Annotated in this window: 17 protein-coding genes; 6 read left to right on the top strand and 11 right to left on the bottom strand. The window is 69.6% G+C overall.

Annotation, left to right across the window (positions count from 1 at the left end):
- Positions 1-153: 153 nt before the first annotated feature.
- From IM776_RS14750 to IM776_RS14735, 4 genes are all read left to right on the top strand, one after another.
- Positions 154-1650 carry an FGGY-family carbohydrate kinase gene (locus IM776_RS14750; RefSeq protein WP_194420889.1) on the top strand — a complete coding sequence of 499 codons (1497 nt, stop codon included), beginning with the start codon at positions 154-156 and terminating at the stop codon, positions 1648-1650.
- Positions 1643-4222 carry a GH116 family glycosyl-hydrolase gene (locus IM776_RS14745; RefSeq protein WP_194420888.1) on the top strand — a complete coding sequence of 860 codons (2580 nt, stop codon included), beginning with the start codon at positions 1643-1645 and terminating at the stop codon, positions 4220-4222. Before IM776_RS14750 ends, IM776_RS14745 begins: the two co-directional genes overlap by 8 nt.
- A complete protein-coding gene (locus IM776_RS14740) occupies positions 4219-5850 on the top strand; it encodes a fucose isomerase (RefSeq protein WP_228479789.1) in 1632 nt (543 codons plus the stop codon). Before IM776_RS14745 ends, IM776_RS14740 begins: the two co-directional genes overlap by 4 nt.
- A gap of 142 nt (positions 5851-5992) precedes the next feature.
- Positions 5993-7357: a flavin monoamine oxidase family protein gene (locus IM776_RS14735; RefSeq protein WP_228479995.1), complete on the top strand. Its 1365-nt coding sequence runs from the start codon at positions 5993-5995 to the stop codon at positions 7355-7357.
- Here IM776_RS14735 and IM776_RS14730 read toward each other — a convergent pair.
- Positions 7317-8015 carry a Pr6Pr family membrane protein gene (locus IM776_RS14730; RefSeq protein WP_228479788.1) on the bottom strand — a complete coding sequence of 233 codons (699 nt, stop codon included), beginning with the start codon at positions 8013-8015 and terminating at the stop codon, positions 7317-7319. The two genes, IM776_RS14735 and IM776_RS14730, sit on opposite strands and share 41 nt — an antisense overlap.
- Before the next feature lie 174 nt (positions 8016-8189).
- Between IM776_RS14730 and IM776_RS14725 the strand changes: the two genes are divergently transcribed.
- Positions 8190-8543: an ArsR/SmtB family transcription factor gene (locus IM776_RS14725; RefSeq protein WP_194420885.1), complete on the top strand. Its 354-nt coding sequence runs from the start codon at positions 8190-8192 to the stop codon at positions 8541-8543.
- A gap of 2 nt (positions 8544-8545) precedes the next feature.
- On the top strand, positions 8546-9202 hold the full coding sequence (locus IM776_RS14720; protein ID WP_194422672.1) for an SRPBCC domain-containing protein: 657 nt from the start codon (positions 8546-8548) through the stop codon (positions 9200-9202).
- 21 nt (positions 9203-9223) lie between these two features.
- Here the strand turns inward: IM776_RS14720 and IM776_RS14715 are convergent, their stop codons facing one another.
- The 10 genes from IM776_RS14715 to IM776_RS14670 are packed head-to-tail and all read right to left on the bottom strand — an operon-like array spanning position 9224 to position 17992.
- Positions 9224-9895, bottom strand: coding sequence for a hypothetical protein (locus IM776_RS14715; RefSeq protein WP_228479787.1), 672 nt, complete (start codon positions 9893-9895; stop codon positions 9224-9226).
- Positions 9892-10371: a MarR family winged helix-turn-helix transcriptional regulator gene (locus IM776_RS14710; RefSeq protein ID WP_194420884.1), complete on the bottom strand. Its 480-nt coding sequence runs from the start codon at positions 10369-10371 to the stop codon at positions 9892-9894. Before IM776_RS14710 ends, IM776_RS14715 begins: the two co-directional genes overlap by 4 nt.
- 58 nt (positions 10372-10429) lie before the next feature.
- The gene (locus IM776_RS14705) at positions 10430-11008 is read right to left on the bottom strand and encodes a hypothetical protein (RefSeq protein WP_194420883.1); all 579 of its coding nucleotides are present in this window, start codon (positions 11006-11008) and stop codon (positions 10430-10432) included.
- Positions 11009-11060: 52 nt separating this feature from the next.
- Positions 11061-11474, bottom strand: coding sequence for a cytidine deaminase family protein (locus IM776_RS14700; protein WP_194420882.1), 414 nt, complete (start codon positions 11472-11474; stop codon positions 11061-11063).
- Between the two features lie 2 nt (positions 11475-11476).
- Positions 11477-12913, bottom strand: coding sequence for an aldehyde dehydrogenase family protein (locus tag IM776_RS14695; protein WP_194420881.1), 1437 nt, complete (start codon positions 12911-12913; stop codon positions 11477-11479).
- Between the two features lie 17 nt (positions 12914-12930).
- Positions 12931-13704 (bottom strand): SDR family oxidoreductase, encoded by a 774-nt coding sequence (locus tag IM776_RS14690; protein ID WP_194420880.1) that lies wholly within the window; start codon positions 13702-13704, stop codon positions 12931-12933.
- 1 nt (position 13705) lies between these two features.
- Entirely contained in the window at positions 13706-14644 is a 939-nt protein-coding gene (locus tag IM776_RS14685; RefSeq protein WP_228479786.1) for a dihydrodipicolinate synthase family protein, read from the bottom strand.
- A complete protein-coding gene (locus tag IM776_RS14680) occupies positions 14626-15444 on the bottom strand; it encodes an enoyl-CoA hydratase-related protein (protein WP_194420879.1) in 819 nt (272 codons plus the stop codon). The genes IM776_RS14685 and IM776_RS14680 overlap by 19 nt, the downstream gene beginning before the upstream one ends.
- Positions 15441-16631 carry a CaiB/BaiF CoA transferase family protein gene (locus IM776_RS14675; protein WP_194420878.1) on the bottom strand — a complete coding sequence of 397 codons (1191 nt, stop codon included), beginning with the start codon at positions 16629-16631 and terminating at the stop codon, positions 15441-15443. The genes IM776_RS14680 and IM776_RS14675 overlap by 4 nt, the downstream gene beginning before the upstream one ends.
- Positions 16628-17992, bottom strand: coding sequence for an FAD-dependent oxidoreductase (locus IM776_RS14670; RefSeq protein ID WP_194420877.1), 1365 nt, complete (start codon positions 17990-17992; stop codon positions 16628-16630). The genes IM776_RS14675 and IM776_RS14670 overlap by 4 nt, the downstream gene beginning before the upstream one ends.
- Positions 17993-17995 lie beyond the last annotated feature (3 nt).

Raw genomic sequence — 17995 nt, 5'->3', positions numbered from 1 at the left:
GCGCGATTGGTCGCCTCGCGCGCGGCCAGGCGACCACATGCGACCCCTCCCGATGGATCGGCGGGCCCGTCCCGACGGATCGGCCGACCTGCTTGCGGCATGAAATCGATTTCGCGTAGGCTGTCATCACAACTCGCGATCAGGGAGGACCGCATGCGCTGCACCCTCGGTGTCGACGTCGGCACGTCGAGCACGAAGGGCGTGCTCGTCGCCGAGGACGGCAGGATCGTGGCATCCGCCACTCGTGCGCACGACGTCGACCGCCCGCACACCGGCTGGGTCGAGATGGACGCGGGCATCTGGTGGGACGAGTTCACCGACATCGCCCGCGAGCTGATCGCCGCCCACCAGGACGCCGAGATCACCGCCGTCGGCGTCAGCGGCATGGGCCCCTGCGTGCTCCTGGCCGACGCCGACGACCAGCCCGTCCGCCCGGCGATCCTCTACGGCGTCGACACGCGCTCCGGCGCCCAGATCACCCGCATGAACGACGAACTCGGCACCGACGAGATCACCCGCATCGGCGGCTCGACCCTCACCTCGCAGGCCGGCGGCGCGAAGATCGCCTGGATCGCGGACGAGGAGCCGGATGCCTGGTCCCGCGCCGAGCGCTTCTTCATGCCGGCATCCTGGCTCGCCCGCCATCTCACCGGCGCCTATGTGCTCGACCACCAGTCGGCCAGCCAGACCTCGCCGCTCTACGACATCGAGAACGAGACCTGGTATGACGCGTGGTGGCAGCGCTACGCCGGCCGGATCGAACAGCCGCGGCTCACCTGGGCGGGTGAGATCGCCGGCCACGTGACCGCCGAAGCGGCAGAGCTCACCGGCATTCCGGAGGGCACACCGGTCATCACCGGCACGATCGACGCCTGGACCGAGGCGGTCAGCGTCGGCGCCCACGGGGCCTCTGACCTCATGCTGATGTACGGCACGACCATGTTCCTGGTCGCCACCGGCGATGAGACGTTGCGCACCCCGTCGATGTGGACCACCGCCGGCGCGTTCCCCGGCACCCGCAACCTCGCCGGCGGCCTGTCCACCTCGGGCGCGCTGACGGCGTGGCTGAAGGATCTCACCGGCTCCGACTATCCGGATCTGCTGGCGGATGCCGAGACCTCCGGCCCCGGCGCGAACGGGCTGCTCGTCCTGCCGTACTTCGCGGGGGAGCGCACGCCCATCCAGGACCCGGACGCCCGCGGCGTCATCGCGGGACTCACCCTCGAGCACACCCGCGGCGACCTGTACCGCGCCGCCCTCGAAGCAACCGCGCTCGGGGTGCGGCACAACGTCGAGACCATGCGTGCGGCGGGCGCCGACATCCGTCGCATCGTCGCCGTCGGCGGGGGCACGCAGGGCCGCCTCTGGCTGCAGGTCGTCTCCGACGTCACGGGTCTCGTGCAGGAGCTGCCCGCGACGACGATCGGCGCCAGCTACGGGGCTGCGTTCCTCGCGGCATCCGCCGTCGCGAACGAGGGCGAAGCCCCGGTCATCACGGACTGGAACCCGATCACCGAGACCATCAGGCCCGACCCGGCGCTCGCCGACTTCTACGACACGCTCTTCGACCGCTACGTGCGCCTGTACGAGGGATCCAAGGACGTCGTGCACGAGCTCGCGGCCGAACAGCGCGGAGCCCGCCGTGAGTGAGCGGCAGCCTGCGCAGCGCCGGGCGCGCGGCATCCCGCACACCTCGCAGGCCACCGCCTTCCCGCTCGGCGGCATCGGCACCGGCAACGTCTCGCTCGGCGCGCGCGGCGAGCTGCGCGACTGGGAGCTGGAGAACCTGCCCGACAAGGGTCGCCGCAACCCGCACTCCTTCTTCGCGATCCACGCGGCGCCCGAAGGCGGCGAGGCGATCACCCGCGTTCTCGAGGCGCGGTTCACCGGCCGTCACGACGCGGATGCCGGATACCCGTTCGACCAGCTCGCGGGCCTGCCGCGGCTCGCCGGGGCAACGCTCCACGGCGAGTATCCCGTGGTCGACATCGACTTCACCGACGACGACCTTCCCGTCGACGTCTCGCTCCGCGCCTTCACGCCTCTCGTGCCGCTCGACGCTGATGCGTCCGGCATCCCCGCCGCCGTGCTGCGCTACCGGGTGACCAACCCGGGGCCGTCGCCGGTCGCCGTGACCGTCGCCGGCAGCGTCTCGCACACCGCCGGTCGCGGTACGCCGGGGCCCGACGCGCCCTGGGGCATGCGCGCCACGCAGACCGTCCGCTGGCGCGACGACGGCGACGTGCGCGGGCTCGACTTCGGCATCGACCTCCCCGAGGACGACCCCGGCTACGGCACCCTGAGCCTGACCACGACGGACGCCTCGACCACCGTGAAACCGCAATGGGTGACCAGCTACTGGCCCGACGGCGCCCGGCTGTTCTGGAACGACCTCGCCGACGACGGGGTGCTGGCACCCGAGCCCCGGCTCACGCTGGAGGACCGTCCGCACGGGCTGTTCGCGGAGCTGGACGCCGATGGCGCGGACACCCAGCTGACCGAAGAGCAGATGATGGCGAAGCTGCCGCGGATCCGCACCGGGTCCCTCGGCATCGTGCACACGCTCGCTCCCGGGGAGAGCTACGACTTCGAGTTCGTGCTCGCCTGGAGCTTCCCCAACCGGCGCCGCGGCTGGCACGGCCACATCATCCTGGACGACCCCGAGAGCGGCGTCGTCCGCAACCACTACGCCACGCTCTGGCCCGACGCCTGGTCGGCAGCCGCGCACCTGCACCGCGAGCTCCCCGCGCTCGAGGACAAGACGAACGCCTTCGTCGCGGCACTCTACGGCGGCAGCCTCGATCCCGTCATCAGCGACGCAGCCGGTGCGAACATCGCCGCCCTCCGCTCGACGACCTGCTTCGTGCTCGAATCGCCCAACCCCGAGCTGGGCGAGGGCCCCGTGTTCGCCGCCTGGGAGGGGTCCTTCGACCACGGCGGATCCTGCGAGGGCACCTGCACCCACGTCTGGTCTTACGCGCAGACGGCGGCGTGGCTTTTCCCGTCGCTCGAGCGCAGCGCGCGCCGGGCCGAGTACCTGCTCGAGACGGATGCAGGCGGCGCCCAGAAGTTCCGTGGCAACCGCGTCTTCGGCGGCCCGTCGTGGTTCATGGGTCCAGCCGTCGACGGACAGCTCGGCACCCTGCTGCGCCTGCACAGGGAGTGGCGCTTCAGCGGCGACGACGACTTCCTCGCGGAGCTGTGGCCGGCGGCATCCCGCTCGCTCGACCACGCGCTCCGCGAATGGGACCGCGACGGCGACGGCCTGCTCGACGGCGAGCTGCACAACACCTACGACATCGAGTTCCACGGGATCGAGCCGCTCGCGAACGGCATCCTCCTCGCCGCCCTGCGCGCCGGCGCCCGGATGGCCGAACACCTCGGCGAGACCGATCGTGCGCGGGACTGGTCGGCGCGCGCCGACCGCGCGGCGGATGCCATGGATGCCGTCCTCTGGAACGGCGAGTACTACCGGCAGGTGATCTCCGACGTCGACCAGCATCGCTACCAGTACGGCGAGGGCATCCTCTCCGACCAGCTGCTCGGACAGTTCCACGCCTTCCTCGGAGGACTCGGGCATCTGCTGCCGCCCGAGCGCATCGAGTCCGCGCTCGCCGCGATCGTCGCCCACAACCACCGCGTCGACCTGTCCCGGCACGAGAGCACGCAGCGCGTGTACGCATTGAACGACGAGGGCGGACTGCTGCTCGCCTCGTGGCCGCGCGGCGGACGGCCCGCGATCCCGTTCGTGTACTCCGACGAGGTGTGGACGGGCATCGAGCACCAGGTTGCGGCATCCCTGATGTTCGCCGGCCGCACAGAGGACGCCCTGCTGATCGAGCGCACGCTGCGCGCACGATACGACGGTGCCCATCGCAACCCGTGGAACGAGATCGAGTGCGGCAACCACTACGCCCGCTCGCTGGCGTCCTGGGCTCTGATCATCGCCGCTGCCGGCGCGCAGTGGGACGCCCCGTCGCGCACGCTCGGCTTCGCGCCGGCCACGAGCGGCCCCTTCCGATCGCTGTTCACCACGGGTACGGGGTGGGGGCGCGTCGAGATCGACGGCGACACCCTCACGCTCCGCCTCGACGGCGGCCGTCTCGTGGCCGATGAACTGCAGCTCCACGGTGCGACCATCGCCCGTGGCATCCGACTCCGTGCCGGCGACGTGTACGCCGCGCGGCTCCCAGACAACCACTCAACACCGGAGGAATCATGAGCTACACCCTTCCCACGCCGGCGACGCGTCCGGCATCCGCCCCCAAGACCGCGTACCTGATCACCTCCGGTGACCTGCGCGAGTCGGCCAACGTCGGCGGCTGGCCGACCCAGGTCGCCCTCGAGGCCGGCGTCACCAGCGTGTTCGAGGGACTCGGCTGGAGCGTCGTCCGCGCCTTCGACGTCGACCCGGAGACCGGACACGGCTTCATCTCCAGCCAGCGCATGGGCCTCGAGGTCTTCAAGAACATCCCCACAGGCGCACCGCTCATCGTCGCGATCGCGAACTGGCAGTACTCGCACCACGTGCTCGCCGGGCTCCGCACCCACGAGGGCCCGATTCTCACGGTCGCCAACTTCGCTGGTGACTGGCCGGGGCTGGTCGGGCTCCTCGGCCTCAACGCGGGCCTGACGAAGATGGACAAGCCGTACGCCACCACCTGGTCGGTCGACTTCACCGACGAGTGGTTCCGTCAGGGGCTGAAGGAGTGGACCGAGACCGGCACCATCACCCACGACTACTCGCACGTCCGCGAGCTCCCGGCCCTGCCGGACAGCCCCGAGAAGCAGCTCGGCGAGGCGCTCGCCGCGCAGCTGCTCGACGAGAAGGCCATCATCGGCGTCTTCGACGAGGGCTGCATGGGCATGTACAACGCCATCTTCGACGACGAGCTGCTCAACCAGACCGGCATCTACAAGGAGCGGCTGTCGCAGTCCGCGCTGTACGCCGAGATGCTCCAGGTCAAGGAGGAAGAGGCGAATGCTGCGTATGACTGGCTGATCGATGCCGGCATGACCTTCAAGTACGGCGAGGACGGTGCCACCGAGCTCACCCGTGAGCAGGTGCAGTGGCAGATGAAGATGTACATCGCCGCCCTCCGCATCGCGGACGACTTCGGTCTGGATGCCGTGGGCATCCAGTACCAGCAGGGCCTCAAGGATCTCGTCCCGGCATCCGACCTCGCCGAGGGCATCCTGAACTCGACCGAGCGTCCTCCGGTGTTCTCCCGTGACGGGAAACGCGAACTGCACGCCGGTCGCGCCTTCCCGCACTTCAACGAGGCCGATGAGGGCGTCGCGGTCGACGCGCTGGTCACCGACCGCGTGTGGCGCGCCATGGGGCTCGTGCCCGACAACACCCTGCACGACGTGCGCTGGGGCGAGGAGTACGACGGCCAGTTCGTCTGGGCGTACGAGATCTCGGGCTCGGTTCCCGCCTCGCACCTCGGCGGCTGGGACAAGGCCGAGGGCTGGCGTCAGGGGCACGTGTTCTTCCCCGCGGGTGGTGCGACGCTCAACGGCGTCTCGCAGCCCGGCGAGGTCGTGCTCTCGCGTGTGTTCATCGCCGACGGCATCCTGCAGGCCGACATCTTCCGTGCCTCGGTAGTCGAACTGCCCGCGGAGGAGACCGCTCGTCGTCACGCGGCCACCAACCCGGAGTGGCCGATCGCGCACGTCGTGCTGCACGGCGTCTCGCGCGACCAGTTCATGGCCCGTCACAAGGCCAACCACGCGCAGCTCGTGTACGCGCCGGATGCCGAGACCGCCGACAAGGCCCTGATCGCCAAGGCCGCGATGTTCGACGGCATGGGCATCAAGGTGAACCTGATCGGCGACGTCACGGTCTGACGCTCCCGCGTACGCTGCGCGTCGCCGCGAGAATTGCTTTGCTGCTCGAGAATCAGCGTGGGAGCACGATTCCCATTCAGCAAAGCGATTCTCGCGGCCTGGGTGCGAGCGAGACGGAGCGGGTAGTCTGGCGCGGGTGAGGATGACGCGTCGAGAACTGCTGGTCGGCGCCGGAGCCGGCGCCCTCGGCGTGCTGCTCGTGTCCTGCACACCGGAGCCGAAGCCCACGCCCACGAAGACGCGCACGCCCTCACCACTGCCGACCACCCCGGTTCCCGCTCCGGCAGCCACGGTCCGCAGCACGTGGGCGACCGACCCGTACTCACGCGGCGCGGTCAGCTACACGCGCATCGGCGTGCAGGCCGACGCCCGCAGTCGCCTGGCGGAACCGGTCGACGGTCGCGTGTTCTTCGCCGGCGAGGCGACGGATGCCGACAATCCGGCCACCATCCGCGGGGCGATCCACTCCGGCGAGAGTGCCGCGGTGCGCATCCGTGCGATGGCGGCACCCGGCGAGCGGATCGCCGTGATCGGCGCGGGCCTCGCCGGCGCCGCGGTGGCGGCCGGACTCGCGGATGCCGACCTCGACGTCACGGTCCTCGAAGCACGCGACCGCGTCGGCGGGCGTGCGCACTCGCAGCTCGACGAGGAGTGGGCGGTGCCGATCCAGCTCGGCGGCTGGCTGCTCCCAGCGCTTGCCGAAGGCGACGAACCTGCGCGCGAGGAATCCGGCCTGCCCGAGACCACGGAGCTGTCATCCGCTCTCTGGCGGTCGCCGGAAGGCGACGTCGAGCCGATCGGCAACGCTCCGCTCGAGACGGCCATCGCTGCGGCACAGAAGCTTCCGACCGACATCGCGCTCGCCGAAGCGCTCACCGAGACGGGGGCCGATCTCGAGGATCCGAGCATCGCGGCGCTGCTCTCGTATCTCGCCACGACGGCGGGTGCGGATGCCGATGTGCTCTCCTCGTGGTTCCCGCCCGAGCTGCCCTCCTCCGAGCTGCGAGCGGTGACCGGCGATTTCGATGCGCACGTCAAGTCACTGCTGACGAGCGCGCAGCTCACCCTGTCATCCCCCGTGACCCGAATCGCGTACGACGATGCCGGCGTCAGCCTGCGCCTGGGCACCGGCGAGTCCACGTCGTTCGATCGCGTCGTCGTGACCGTACCGCTCGGAGTGCTGCAGGCTGGTGGCGTCGACTTCTCGCCACCCCTGCCGTTCTCGCATCGCGGCGCGATCAACGCCCTCGGCACGGGCCACATCGAGACGATCTGGCTGCGCTACGACGAGCCGTTCTGGGAGACCGACGCCACGATCTGGCACTCCGTCGGCGGCGACGACCCGGTGCGCACCTGGATCAATCTGATGCCCGCCACCGGCGACGGCATCCTCGTCGGCATCGTCGGCGCAGACGCGGCCGAGAGCTTCGCCGAGCTCGAGGATCAGGATGCGCTTCTCGCAGCGCTCACGTCGCTGGCGCCGTTCCTGCCGCCGGAGGCGGGCTGACCCGCTTCGAGTCGCCGCCGGCGTTCGGATCGGCTCCGGAGCCCGCCCGGCGCTCGGCCTTCGCCGGACTGATCCTGCTGATCAGTGCGAGCACGGCTGCGATCAGCGCGAAGATCGCCAGAGCGATGCCGCTCGTGACAAGGAATTCGCCGATACCGCTGACCTGGCGCAGGTCCAGGAAGTAGTACGGGTACCAGCCGATCATCGGACCCCGCCACATCGTCACTCCGCCCCACGCCAGCGGGAACACCAGCGACCCGGGCACGATCCACCATGGTACGGAGCGATGGCCGGGGGTGAGCGTCCAGGCGATCGCGGTGAACGCGGGCAGCCAGAAGTGCAGCAGCTGATCCGACCAGGGCACATCCACGCGGATGCCGCGGAGTCCGGCCTGCCACACGATCAGCGCGAACGCGAGACCCGCTGTGATGGTCCAGGTGAGCACGAGAGACAGGGAGATGCTGAACCAGCGTGGATCCGCGAGGCGAGTGAAGGCGAGAACGCCGCCGATGATCAGCACCACGACCAGGGCGATGTTCGACTCGACCGTGAGATACGCGAAGAAGTTGCGGCCGGCGATGGTCTGCGAGCTGAGTCCCCAGAACAGCCGGTGCACGAGCGCGATCAGGCACACGGCGGCCGTGAAGAGGCGAAGCACGCCGAACGTGTTCCGTGCTCTCACGTCCCGTGATCTCCCTCCCGGCCCGGTGCGCCATGGATGACGTGCGAATGCGTCATCCGGCGAGTCTACGTAGGACCTCCCTTCAGAACCCCCATGGGCCCCCGATATTTGTGTCTTGACTTATATAAGCAACAACGCAAGTATGGAGGCATGCACGCACTCGACGTCCTCGGAGATCCGGTCCGCCGACGCATCCTCGAGCTGCTCGCCGAGGGCGAGGAGTCCGCGGGCGCGATCGGCTCGGTCATCCAGGCCGAGTTCGGCATCAGCCAGCCTGCTGTCTCGCAGCATCTGCGTCTCCTGCGCGAACAGGGCTTCGCCACCGTGCGCGCCGAGGGCACCCGGCGGCTCTACGCCGTCGATGCGGCAGGCGTGCAGCGTGCGAGCGCGTGGCTGAGCCCGTTCGAGCGATTCTGGAACGGGCCGCTCGCCGCGCTCGACACCGAACTCACCCGCGGCAGACGCGATCGTGCACGGGAAGGATCCGAAGAAGGAGAGGCATGACCATGGTTGACATCCAGAAGCAGATCGACGCGGTCGAGCGGGAGCTGCGCACCGCAGACATCGACGGCGCGCCGTCGAACGTGCAGACGATCGGTGAGCGGTATCCGTCCGGGATCGACGACGTCTGGCAGGCGGTGACGACGCCCGAGCGCATCGCGCGCTGGTTCCTGCCCGTCTCCGGCGATCTCGAACTCGGCGGACGGTATCAGCTCGAGGGCAATGCGGGAGGCGAGGTGCTCGAATGCAGCCCGCCGTCCGGTGGAACGGCCTCATATCGGGTCACCTGGGAGTACGGCGGTGGCGTCACCTGGCTCACGGTCAGACTCACCGAAGAGAGCGCCGACCGAACGCGATTCGAGCTCGAGCACACGGCGCGGACCGCTGACGTGCCGCCGGGGATGTGGGAGACGTACGGACCCGGGGCCACCGGCGTCGGCTGGGACCAGGCACTGCTGGGTCTCGCCCTGCACCTCGGCTCGGTCGACGGATCCATCTCGCCCGCAGAGGCCGAGGCCTGGCAGCTGTCCGACGAGGGCAAGGCCTTCACCCGCGCGGCCGCCGACGGTTGGGCTGCAGCGCATATCGCCGCCGGTGCCGATTCCGCGGCTGCCGCGAGTGCTGCCGAGGCGACGTACGCGTTCTACACCGGCCAGCAATGACCGGTAGTCCTCACGGCGTCGTCAGTCCGCCGCGAGGAGGAATGGGCGTGCGGCGTCCAGGAAGGCGCGCGGGTCGTCTGCCCAGATGCGCACGGACGTGACCAGCTGTTCGCCACCGCGCGGCGGAAGGCCCGGCAGCCGCACCGGGTGAGGCTGCTCCAGTTCGATCAGGATGTTGGTCTCGTGCAGGACGCGCTCCGCGTACTCCCAGCCGTCCGGTCGCTCCGTGACGCGAGGCTGCTTCGGTTCGTCGATCCGCTTGCGAATCGCGACCGAGGCGACGGCGCTCCACGGGATCGCGACGTCGACCTCGAGCCCGCCCCGGATCACGATGCCGTCGGGCGCGACAGCGTGCGGACGCATCAGCATCGCGCACAGCAGTCCGATCATCCACGTCAGTCCCCAGATGCCCAGGATGAGGAATCCGATGCGCACGGCGGGCCAGCGGTGCACGATCAGGTCGATGATCGGGATCTCGACTGCGGACAGCACGATGAAGACGATCAGCACCGTCAGTGTCGGGCGGTGGTAGCCGATGCCGGTGCCGCCGCGTGGTACCGCGGGCCGCCGCGCGATCGCCCGACCGATGCTCGAGTACACCCGCAGCTCGGCGTGGAGCGCTCGCCGCATCATCGATGCGAAGCGCTGCCATCGGGTCGGTGCCGGTCGCTGGATCGTGATCTCTGCGGTCATGCTCCGGCCCTCGCACCGGCATCCGTCATCTCGGCGGCGTCACTCTCGGCGTCCGCGACCAGCGCCGCGAGGTGATCGGCGAGCGCGGCGACACCGCGCTCCACGGCGGCACGATCCTCCGGAGTGATCGAGGCGACCAGTGTCTCGTTGAGCTCGACGTGCTCCTGCTGCATCTTCGCCATCGTCTCGCGCGCGGTCTCGGTGAGTTCGACGAGCACCGCGCGGCGGTCGGTCGGATGCGGGGTGCGACGCACATGTCCGGAGTGCTCGAGCCCATCGACGAGCCCGGTGATGTTGCGCGGGCTCACCTCGCAGAGCTGGGCGAGCGCCTGCTGCGTCGACGGGCCGTGGTGCTGCAGCATCCAGAGCAGATGGACGCGAGCGGTCGTCAGGCCGGTGCCCGCGAAGGCGCGCGCCATGTCCTTCTGGAAGAGGTCGGCGATCTGGAGAAGACGATCGAGCAGCAGCGGAGTCATAATAGTGATGCTACTACATCATTACGCGACTTCACTAAATCGTGACGCGCTCCCCGGGTCAGGCCGGGTCGATGCGGAGCACGTCCGGCGACTCGCCGCCGGTGACATCGTCGGCGATCCGGATGCTGCGCGCCAGGTCGTCCAGCGCGGGGATGAGCGTGCCGAACCGCTCGCGGTCGCCGCCGACCGCAGACAGGGTGATCAGGTGCGAGCCGGTGTCCCACGTGTACGTCGCGAACGGCGGCTGGTTCGGGTCGGGCGGGAGCGACATCACGAGCTTCTCGCCGGCGCCCAGCGCGGAGGAGAACGTCTCGGTATCGTCGTACTCGATGGGCATCATCGCGCGGGCGCGACGCACGTCGTTGGTGAGCTCCTGCGTCGTGGCCATCGCGACGACGAGCTCGGGGTCGGCCTTCCAGGTCCACACCAGCACGCGCCCGTCGGCGCGCTTCATCAGCGCCGGCGCGAACTGGCTGAGCGCCCAGGCGCCCACCTTGGTCCCGCGCGGCAGGGCCGCTCCGCCGGCCTGCATCATCAGCATCCGGATCGCCGCCTTGCGATGGCGGCGTCCCTTCCAGCCGAAGGAGTCGGTGACCGGGATCCAGAGCTGCGGGTCTGCGGAGCTGACGATGCGCATGATCACACGCTAGAGGATGCTGCTCGGAGCCGGCTCAGCATGGGGAGCGGGCTCAGTTGTCGTAGGACTGCGCTCGTACCCACGGGATCGGCAGGAGATCGGCCGGAGCGATGACGCCGATCTCTCCGGCGTCATCGACGATCACCCGCAGCCCCTCGCCGTAATGCGGAACGAGTTCGCGGCAGACACCGCACGGATTGATGACCTTCGGCAGGCCGTCAGCGCCCATGCCCACGGCGACGATCGTGTCGAGTCCGTTCTCTCCGGCCATGCGGGCGTTCGCGATCGCGCTCGGCTCGGCGCAGATGTTCACCCTGGTCGAGGCGAGGTGCAGCCCGAGGTGCACCTCGCCCGACGCTCCGCGCACAGCCGCGGCGACCCGATGGTTGCGGTCGTCGTACGCGCGAACGAGCAGATCGGACGCCGCGCGCACGAGTGCGTGGTCGTCGGCGGTGAGTGCGTGCATGCTCACTCGACGCCGACGTAGGTGGTCTTCTCCCAGGTGTAGAACTGGGTGGCGGTGTGTCCCTGCTCGCGGAAGGTGTTCGACGAGGACTCCTTCACACCGCCGAAGGGCACGTGCAGATCGAGGCCTGAGGTCGGTCGGTTGACCTTCACGACACCGGCCTGCACGCGGTCGGCGAAGTCCGAGGAGTGCTTCAGGCTCGTGGTGCAGATGCCGGCGGTCAGGCCGTACGGCGAGTCGTTGAGCGCGGCGAGCCCCGCCTCGTAGTCGGGCACGTCGATGACGGCGACGACAGGGCCGAAGATCTCCTCCGTGGCGATCGGCGCGGTGTGCTCGACGTCGACGGCCACCACGGGAGCGAAGTTCAGTCCCCTCGCCTCAGCGGCGCCGGCGAGCAGCCGTGCGCCCCCGTCGAGCGCCTCCTGCACGGCCGAGACGTCGCGCTGAAGCTGGTCCTCGCTGACCACGGGACCCATCGTGGTGGCGGCGTCGAGGCCGTCGCCCGGCACGTAGGTGCGGGCGAGGTCGGCGAGCTCGCTCAGGAACGCATCACGGATGCCGGGAGTCACATACACGCGCGAGGTCGCGGTGCACGCCTGGCCGGTCAGCGAGAAGCCGCCGGCGGCGACCACCTGCGCTGCGCGGCGGGCGTCGGCGTCGTCGACCACGAGCACGCCGTTCTTGCCACCCATCTCGAGCTGCACGCGCGCGCGGCGCTCCTGGAGAGTCTTCTCGAGTCCCAGGCCGACGGCCGTGGACCCGGTGAACGACAGGGCGCCCACGCGTGGGTCCCGAGCGATCGCGTCGCCGACCACGCGGCCGCTGCCGTGCACGACGTTGAACACGCCGTCCGGAAGACCGGCCTCATGCAATGCGACGGCCAGATGCGTGGCCGACATCGGGGTGAGCTCGGCGGGCTTCAGGACAACGGCGTTGCCGCTGATCAGCGCGGGCGCGGTCTTCCACGCCGGGATCGCGATGGGGAAGTTCCACGGCGTGATGAGGCCGACGACGCCGATCGGCTCACGCCGGGTGTTGACGGTGGTGGCGGGGATGCCGCTCGCGAAGGTGCTACCGGTGGCAGCCCAGCCGAGGGAGCCGAAGAACTGCAGCACGCCGATCGCGCGGCCGACCTCGCCGGTGGCCTCGGCGATGGTCTTGCCCTCCTCGCGCACGAGATCTGCGGCGACCTGTGGGGTGCGCTCGCGGAGGATCTCCGCGGCTTTCAACAGGATCGCTCCGCGTGCAGGCAGCGGCATCCGCGCCCACGCGGGCTGCGCGGCGACGGCCGCGGAGATCGCACTGTCCGCGTCGGCTGCGGTGCCTGAGGGCGAGAGCACGGCGACCTGTTCGAGTCTCGCCGGGTTGCGGCGCTCCTTCTCTGCATCGCCGAGGAGGGCGCCGCCGATGAGGTGCTGAGCCAGTGCGGGAGTAGTCATGAGAGTCCTTTCCGATCTCACAGCGAACGAACCAGTCCGCCGTCGCATCGCAGAGCGATGCCAGTGATGTAAGAGGCCTGTGCGCTGCACAGGAATGCTCCGGCCGCCCCGAACTCGGCGGGGTCGCCATAGCGGCCGATGGGGATGCCGGCGGCAGAGCGCTCGCGGACGGTGTCGACGTCGACGCCGGTGCGGTCGGCGGTCGCGGCATCCAGCGCAGCCACCCGGTCGGTGGCGATGCGGCCGGGCAGGAGCAGGTTCACGGTGACGCCGTCCCGGGCGACCTCGCCGGCGAGCGTCTTGAGGTAGCCGGCCAGCGCCGCACGGCCGAGGTTCGACGATGCCAGGTTCTCGAGGGGAGCGGCGATCCCGCTCGAGCCGATCGCGAGGATGCGCCCCCAGCCCCGCTCGCGCATATCGGGCAGCGTGCGGTTCACGAGGCTCTGGCCTGGGGCGACGAGCTGCGCGAACGCGGTCTCGACGTCAGCGGATGTCAGATCGCTCGCGGCGGACGCCCGGGGGCCCGGCCCGTTGATCACCAGGATGTCGATCGTGCCGAACTCCGCTTCTGCGGCATCCACCGCCTGCGCGCGGGAGTCGGCGTCCAGCAGGTCGACCTCGAGGCCTATCGCGGACGGGAGTGCGGCGGCGATCGCGGCGGCTTCGTCACCTCGGCGTCCCGTCACGACGATATTCGCACCCTCTCGGCCGAGCGCCTCGGCGACGGAACGTCCGAGTCCTCCCGTCGATGCGGCGATGAATGCGGTCTTCCCGTGCAGCCCGAGATCCATGTCAGGCCGTCCCGGCGGCGAGCAGCGCTTCGGCGTGCTCCAGGTGGCTGATCGCAAGCGGTTCGAGCTGCTCGGGGAACGCCGCACCGGGGGCGCGCACCGTGCGCTCGGTGAAGAACGACCGGCGGGCGAAGAGGTCCTTGCGCAGGGCGAGCGCGATCTTCGGCTGCTGCTCGAAGTTCACCAGCGGCAGGAACGGGGTGAACACCTCACGGGCGCCCTGTTCGTCGCCGGAGAGCCACGCGTTCACGCACGCGACCAGGGCCTCGGGGATCGAGAACCCGGTCATGGCTCCGGCCGAGCCGGCGGCGAGCTCGTCGAGCAGGCTCTGCCCGCCCAGTCCGCCGAACACCGAAGCCGTGGTGATTGCGGAGATGCGAGCGATCGCGGCGGCTGTCGGCGGGGCCTCGGCCTTCACCGCACTGATGAAGGAGCAGGCGCCGATGACCCGCAGCAGGTCGTCGGTCGAGATGGTGACCCCGCTCGCGACCGGGTAATCCTGCAGCACCACCGGAGTGCCGGTGGCGGCGTGGATGTCCTCGAGGTGGCGCACGACGGCATCCGAGCGTGGGGAGTTCACCTGGATCATGACGGCCGCCAGGCGCTCGCCGAGGACGGCGCGTGCCGTCTCGATCTCATCGATCGCCGGAGCGGTCGCGAGGGAGGTGATGCCGGCGACGATCGGCAGCGACGTCTCGTCAGCGGCCGTCTTCAGCACGAGGGCTCGCTCGCTCGCCGTGAGCGTGCTGGCTTCGCCGAACACGCCGAGGACGGTGAGTCCGGTCGCCCCGACGGCCTCGTAGTGACGAACGAGGCGCCCGAGGCTCTCGGTGTCGACCGCGCAGTGCACACCACGGAAGGGCGTCGCCACGACGCCCCACACTCCGCGTGCGAGCGGTTCGACGTCGGCCGGCGCGCCGGTCATGACTGCTCCGCCCATGACGGCATCCGCTTCTCCTGGAAGGCGCGCACTCCTTCGTGCTGCTCGGAGCCTGCGAGGGACGCGACGAGCGCAGGAACGCTCGCGTTCCGCGCCTCGGCGGCAGTGAGGTGCCCGGTCCGGTTGACGATCTGCTTCACTGCTCGCACCGACGACGGCGCGCACAGAAGGATCTGTGCGACCCATCGCTCGACCGCATCTGGCAGGTCGCTGAGGGGAACGACCTCGTTCACGAGACCGAGTCGAGCCATCTCCGCTGCCGGGACCTTACGGCCCGTCAGCAGGATGCCCATGGCCTGCGTGTAGGGGATGCGGCGAACGAGATTCGGAATGCCGCCGTCGAGTGCGAGCCGTCCGACCCGGGGCTCGGGCAGGGCGAACTGTGCGTTCTCTGAGGCGACGACGATGTCGGCGCCGAGCACCATCTCCATCCCGCCACCGAGTGCGTAGCCGTTGACCTGCGCGATCACCGGGACGTCCAGGGTGGCTCGGAGGCTGAGCCCGCCGAACCCGTTGGGGTCGCCGTCTCCCCAGTACTCCAGCCCCGTCTTCTCCACGCTGCCGGCGGCCATGTCGGCGCCGGCGCAGAAGGCGCGCTCACCGGCGCCGGTGACGATGACGGCACGGATCGACTCATCTGCCTCGAGCTGCGCCCAGATCTCGTTCAGCCGGGCGAGGGTTCGGCCGTCGACCGCGTTCAGCACGTGTTGACGGTCGATCGTGACGGTGGCCACTCGGCGGTCGTCGATGGTCAGGCGCACCTCGTCGATGCGCGCCGTGGTCGCGGCGGTATCGGTCATCGCAGCACTCCCAACTCCTGCAGCTTGGTGATCGCGTCGTCGTCGAATCCGTTGTCGCGCAGCACCTCGACATTGTGCTCGCCGAGTCGCGGCGCCACCCGCCGCACGGTGGCGGGGGTGTTCGACAGGTGGATCGGGGCATCCAGCATCCGGAACCGGCCGGCGGTCGGATGCTCCGCCTCGACGATCATGCCGTTCGCCGCCGTCTGCGCGTCGTCGAGAGTCTCGGCGAGCGAGCGCACCGGCGCGTTCAGCACTCCCTCCGCCTCGAGACGGGCCGTCCAGTGCGCGGTGGTGTTCGTCGCGACCTGCGCGGCGAGCACCTCGTGGAGCTGGATGCGGTTGGTCATCTGATCGTCGAACGTGGCGAACTCGGGGCGATCGGTGAGGTTCTCGTCGAACTCGAGAGCGCGTGAGATGTGCGTCAGCGGGTCGGGGGTGAAGCCGCCCACCATGCACACCGCGCCGTCCGTGGTGGCGAAGACCGCCGACAGCGGCATCCGCCCCCAGTTGACCTCGTAGCCGCGGTTGAGCTGCATGCACGCCTCCTGCATCTGCATGTGCAGCATCGAGTCGTACATCGTCACCTCGACCTTCTGGCCATCACCCGTCGCCTCGCGGGCGCGCAGCGCCAGCAGGATGCCCTGGAACAGGTGCATGCCCGTGGTGTAGTCGCACAGCGTCGTCGGATAGATCGACAGCGGGTCGTCCGTGCCGCTGCGGCGCCACATCACACCCGAGTAGGCCTGGTTGATGACGTCCTGCCCGCCCAGCGACGCGTATGGCCCTTCCGTGCCGAATCCGGTTCCGGACGCCCAGACCAGACGCTGGTTGGTCTCGCGCAGCTCCTCGTAGCCGAAGCCCATGCGCTCCATCACCCCTGCGCGGAAGTTGCTCACGACGACATCCGCGTCGGCGATGATGCGCCGCAGCACCTCACGCCCCTCTTCACTCTTCGTGTCGATCGACAGGCCTCGCTTGTTGCGGTTGATCGACTGGAAGATCGGGTTGTCCTGCCCGTCCTTGTCGGGGTAGGAGTTGCGTGACGAGTCGCCGACACCCGGGCGTTCGACCTTGATGACGTCGGCGCCGAAGTCTCCGAGCAGCTGCGTGCAACTCGGTCCCATGAACACCTGCGTGAAGTCGACGACGGTGATGCCGTCGAGGGGCAGCGCGAGCCGAGTCATACCAGGATCGCCTCCTCGAGGGTGGCGTTGGCCGACGGGCGGTCGCCCGGGTCGGCATTGTGCTGCCGCATGCCCGCCTGGATCTCGACGGCGTCGACGTCCCGCACGAGCTTGTTCTGCGACAGCGCGAGTGCCGCGGCGACTCCGGTCGCCTGACCCATGGCCATGCACGGCGGGATCTCGCGCGAGGACTTCTGCGCCTCCGAGGTCGCCGAGTAGTGGCGGCCGGCGACCAGCAGCTGATCCACGTTCTTGGGCAGCAGCGATCGGTAGGGGTAGTAGTAGTCGCGGCCACGGGCGACCGTGTCGGCGAAGTGGCGACGCTGCACGACGTCGTCCTTCGTCATGACGTACTCGCCCTCGAGCAGGCGGGTCTGACGGACGCCCATCTGCGGCGCGGTGTCGAGCACGTAGGCGCTCTCGAATCCGGGAAGGTTTTCACGCACGTAGCCGACGGCCTCGGCGATGCGATCGCGTGCCGTGAACTCCGCCTCGGTGAGCGAGAGCGGGTCCGTGCCGTCGAATCCGCGCATGTGCGGAGCGTTGCACCAGACGACGCCGGGCAGCGGCGTCTTCAGCCACCACAGGTCCCACGCGCCGCCGAGTATGCGCTTGACAGTGCGGTTGATCGCACGGGCGGCCTTCGGGTCCTGCTGCTCGAACTCCTCGGCGCGAGCCGTGTCGACGCCGCCGAGGCGGAAGACGAGGGTCGTGATGTAGCTGCCCTGGTTGTAGTCGGCGCCGGCGCGGGATGCCACGTCTATGTCGCCGGTGGTGTCGATGACGATGTCGCCGAGGTAGGCCTGCGGACCGGCCTTGGTCTCGACGATGACGCCCTTCATGACGCCGGCGTCGACGATCGGACGAGAGAACACCGAGTGCATCGCGACCTTCACCCCTGCCTCACGGACGAGGTCGTTCGAGACGCGCTTCCAGCCGTCGGGGTCGAACGCCGCCGCGTAGCAGATGGGCTTCGGCTGCGTGTGGGTGTGGAAGTCGAAGGTTCCCCAGCGGCCCCACTTGTTCCACAGCTCCTGGGACTGCTTACGGTCCTCCTTGGGGGGCACGACGGCGAGTCCGAGCTTCTGCAGGCGCTCGATGTACTCCGAGACGATGCCGGTGACGGTGATCTCCTGCCCGTTGATCATGTCATCGAGCACGAGCACCATTCCGCCCGAGGCCAGTCCGCCGAGCGAGGGGTAGCGCTCGATCAGCGTGACTGAGACGCCTGACCGGGCAGCGGTGACGGCGGCGGCGACGCCGGCCGGGCCTCCTCCCACGACGATGACGTCGGAGCGGGAGACGATAGGGGCCTTCAGATCGGCGCTGGTGACGGCGAGTTCGGTGCTGCGGTACGACATGTA

The sequence above is a fragment of the Microbacterium abyssi genome (assembly GCF_015277895.1).
Classification (GTDB): domain Bacteria; phylum Actinomycetota; class Actinomycetes; order Actinomycetales; family Microbacteriaceae; genus Microbacterium; species Microbacterium abyssi.
This window is presented reverse-complemented; position numbering and strand designations above follow the sequence as displayed.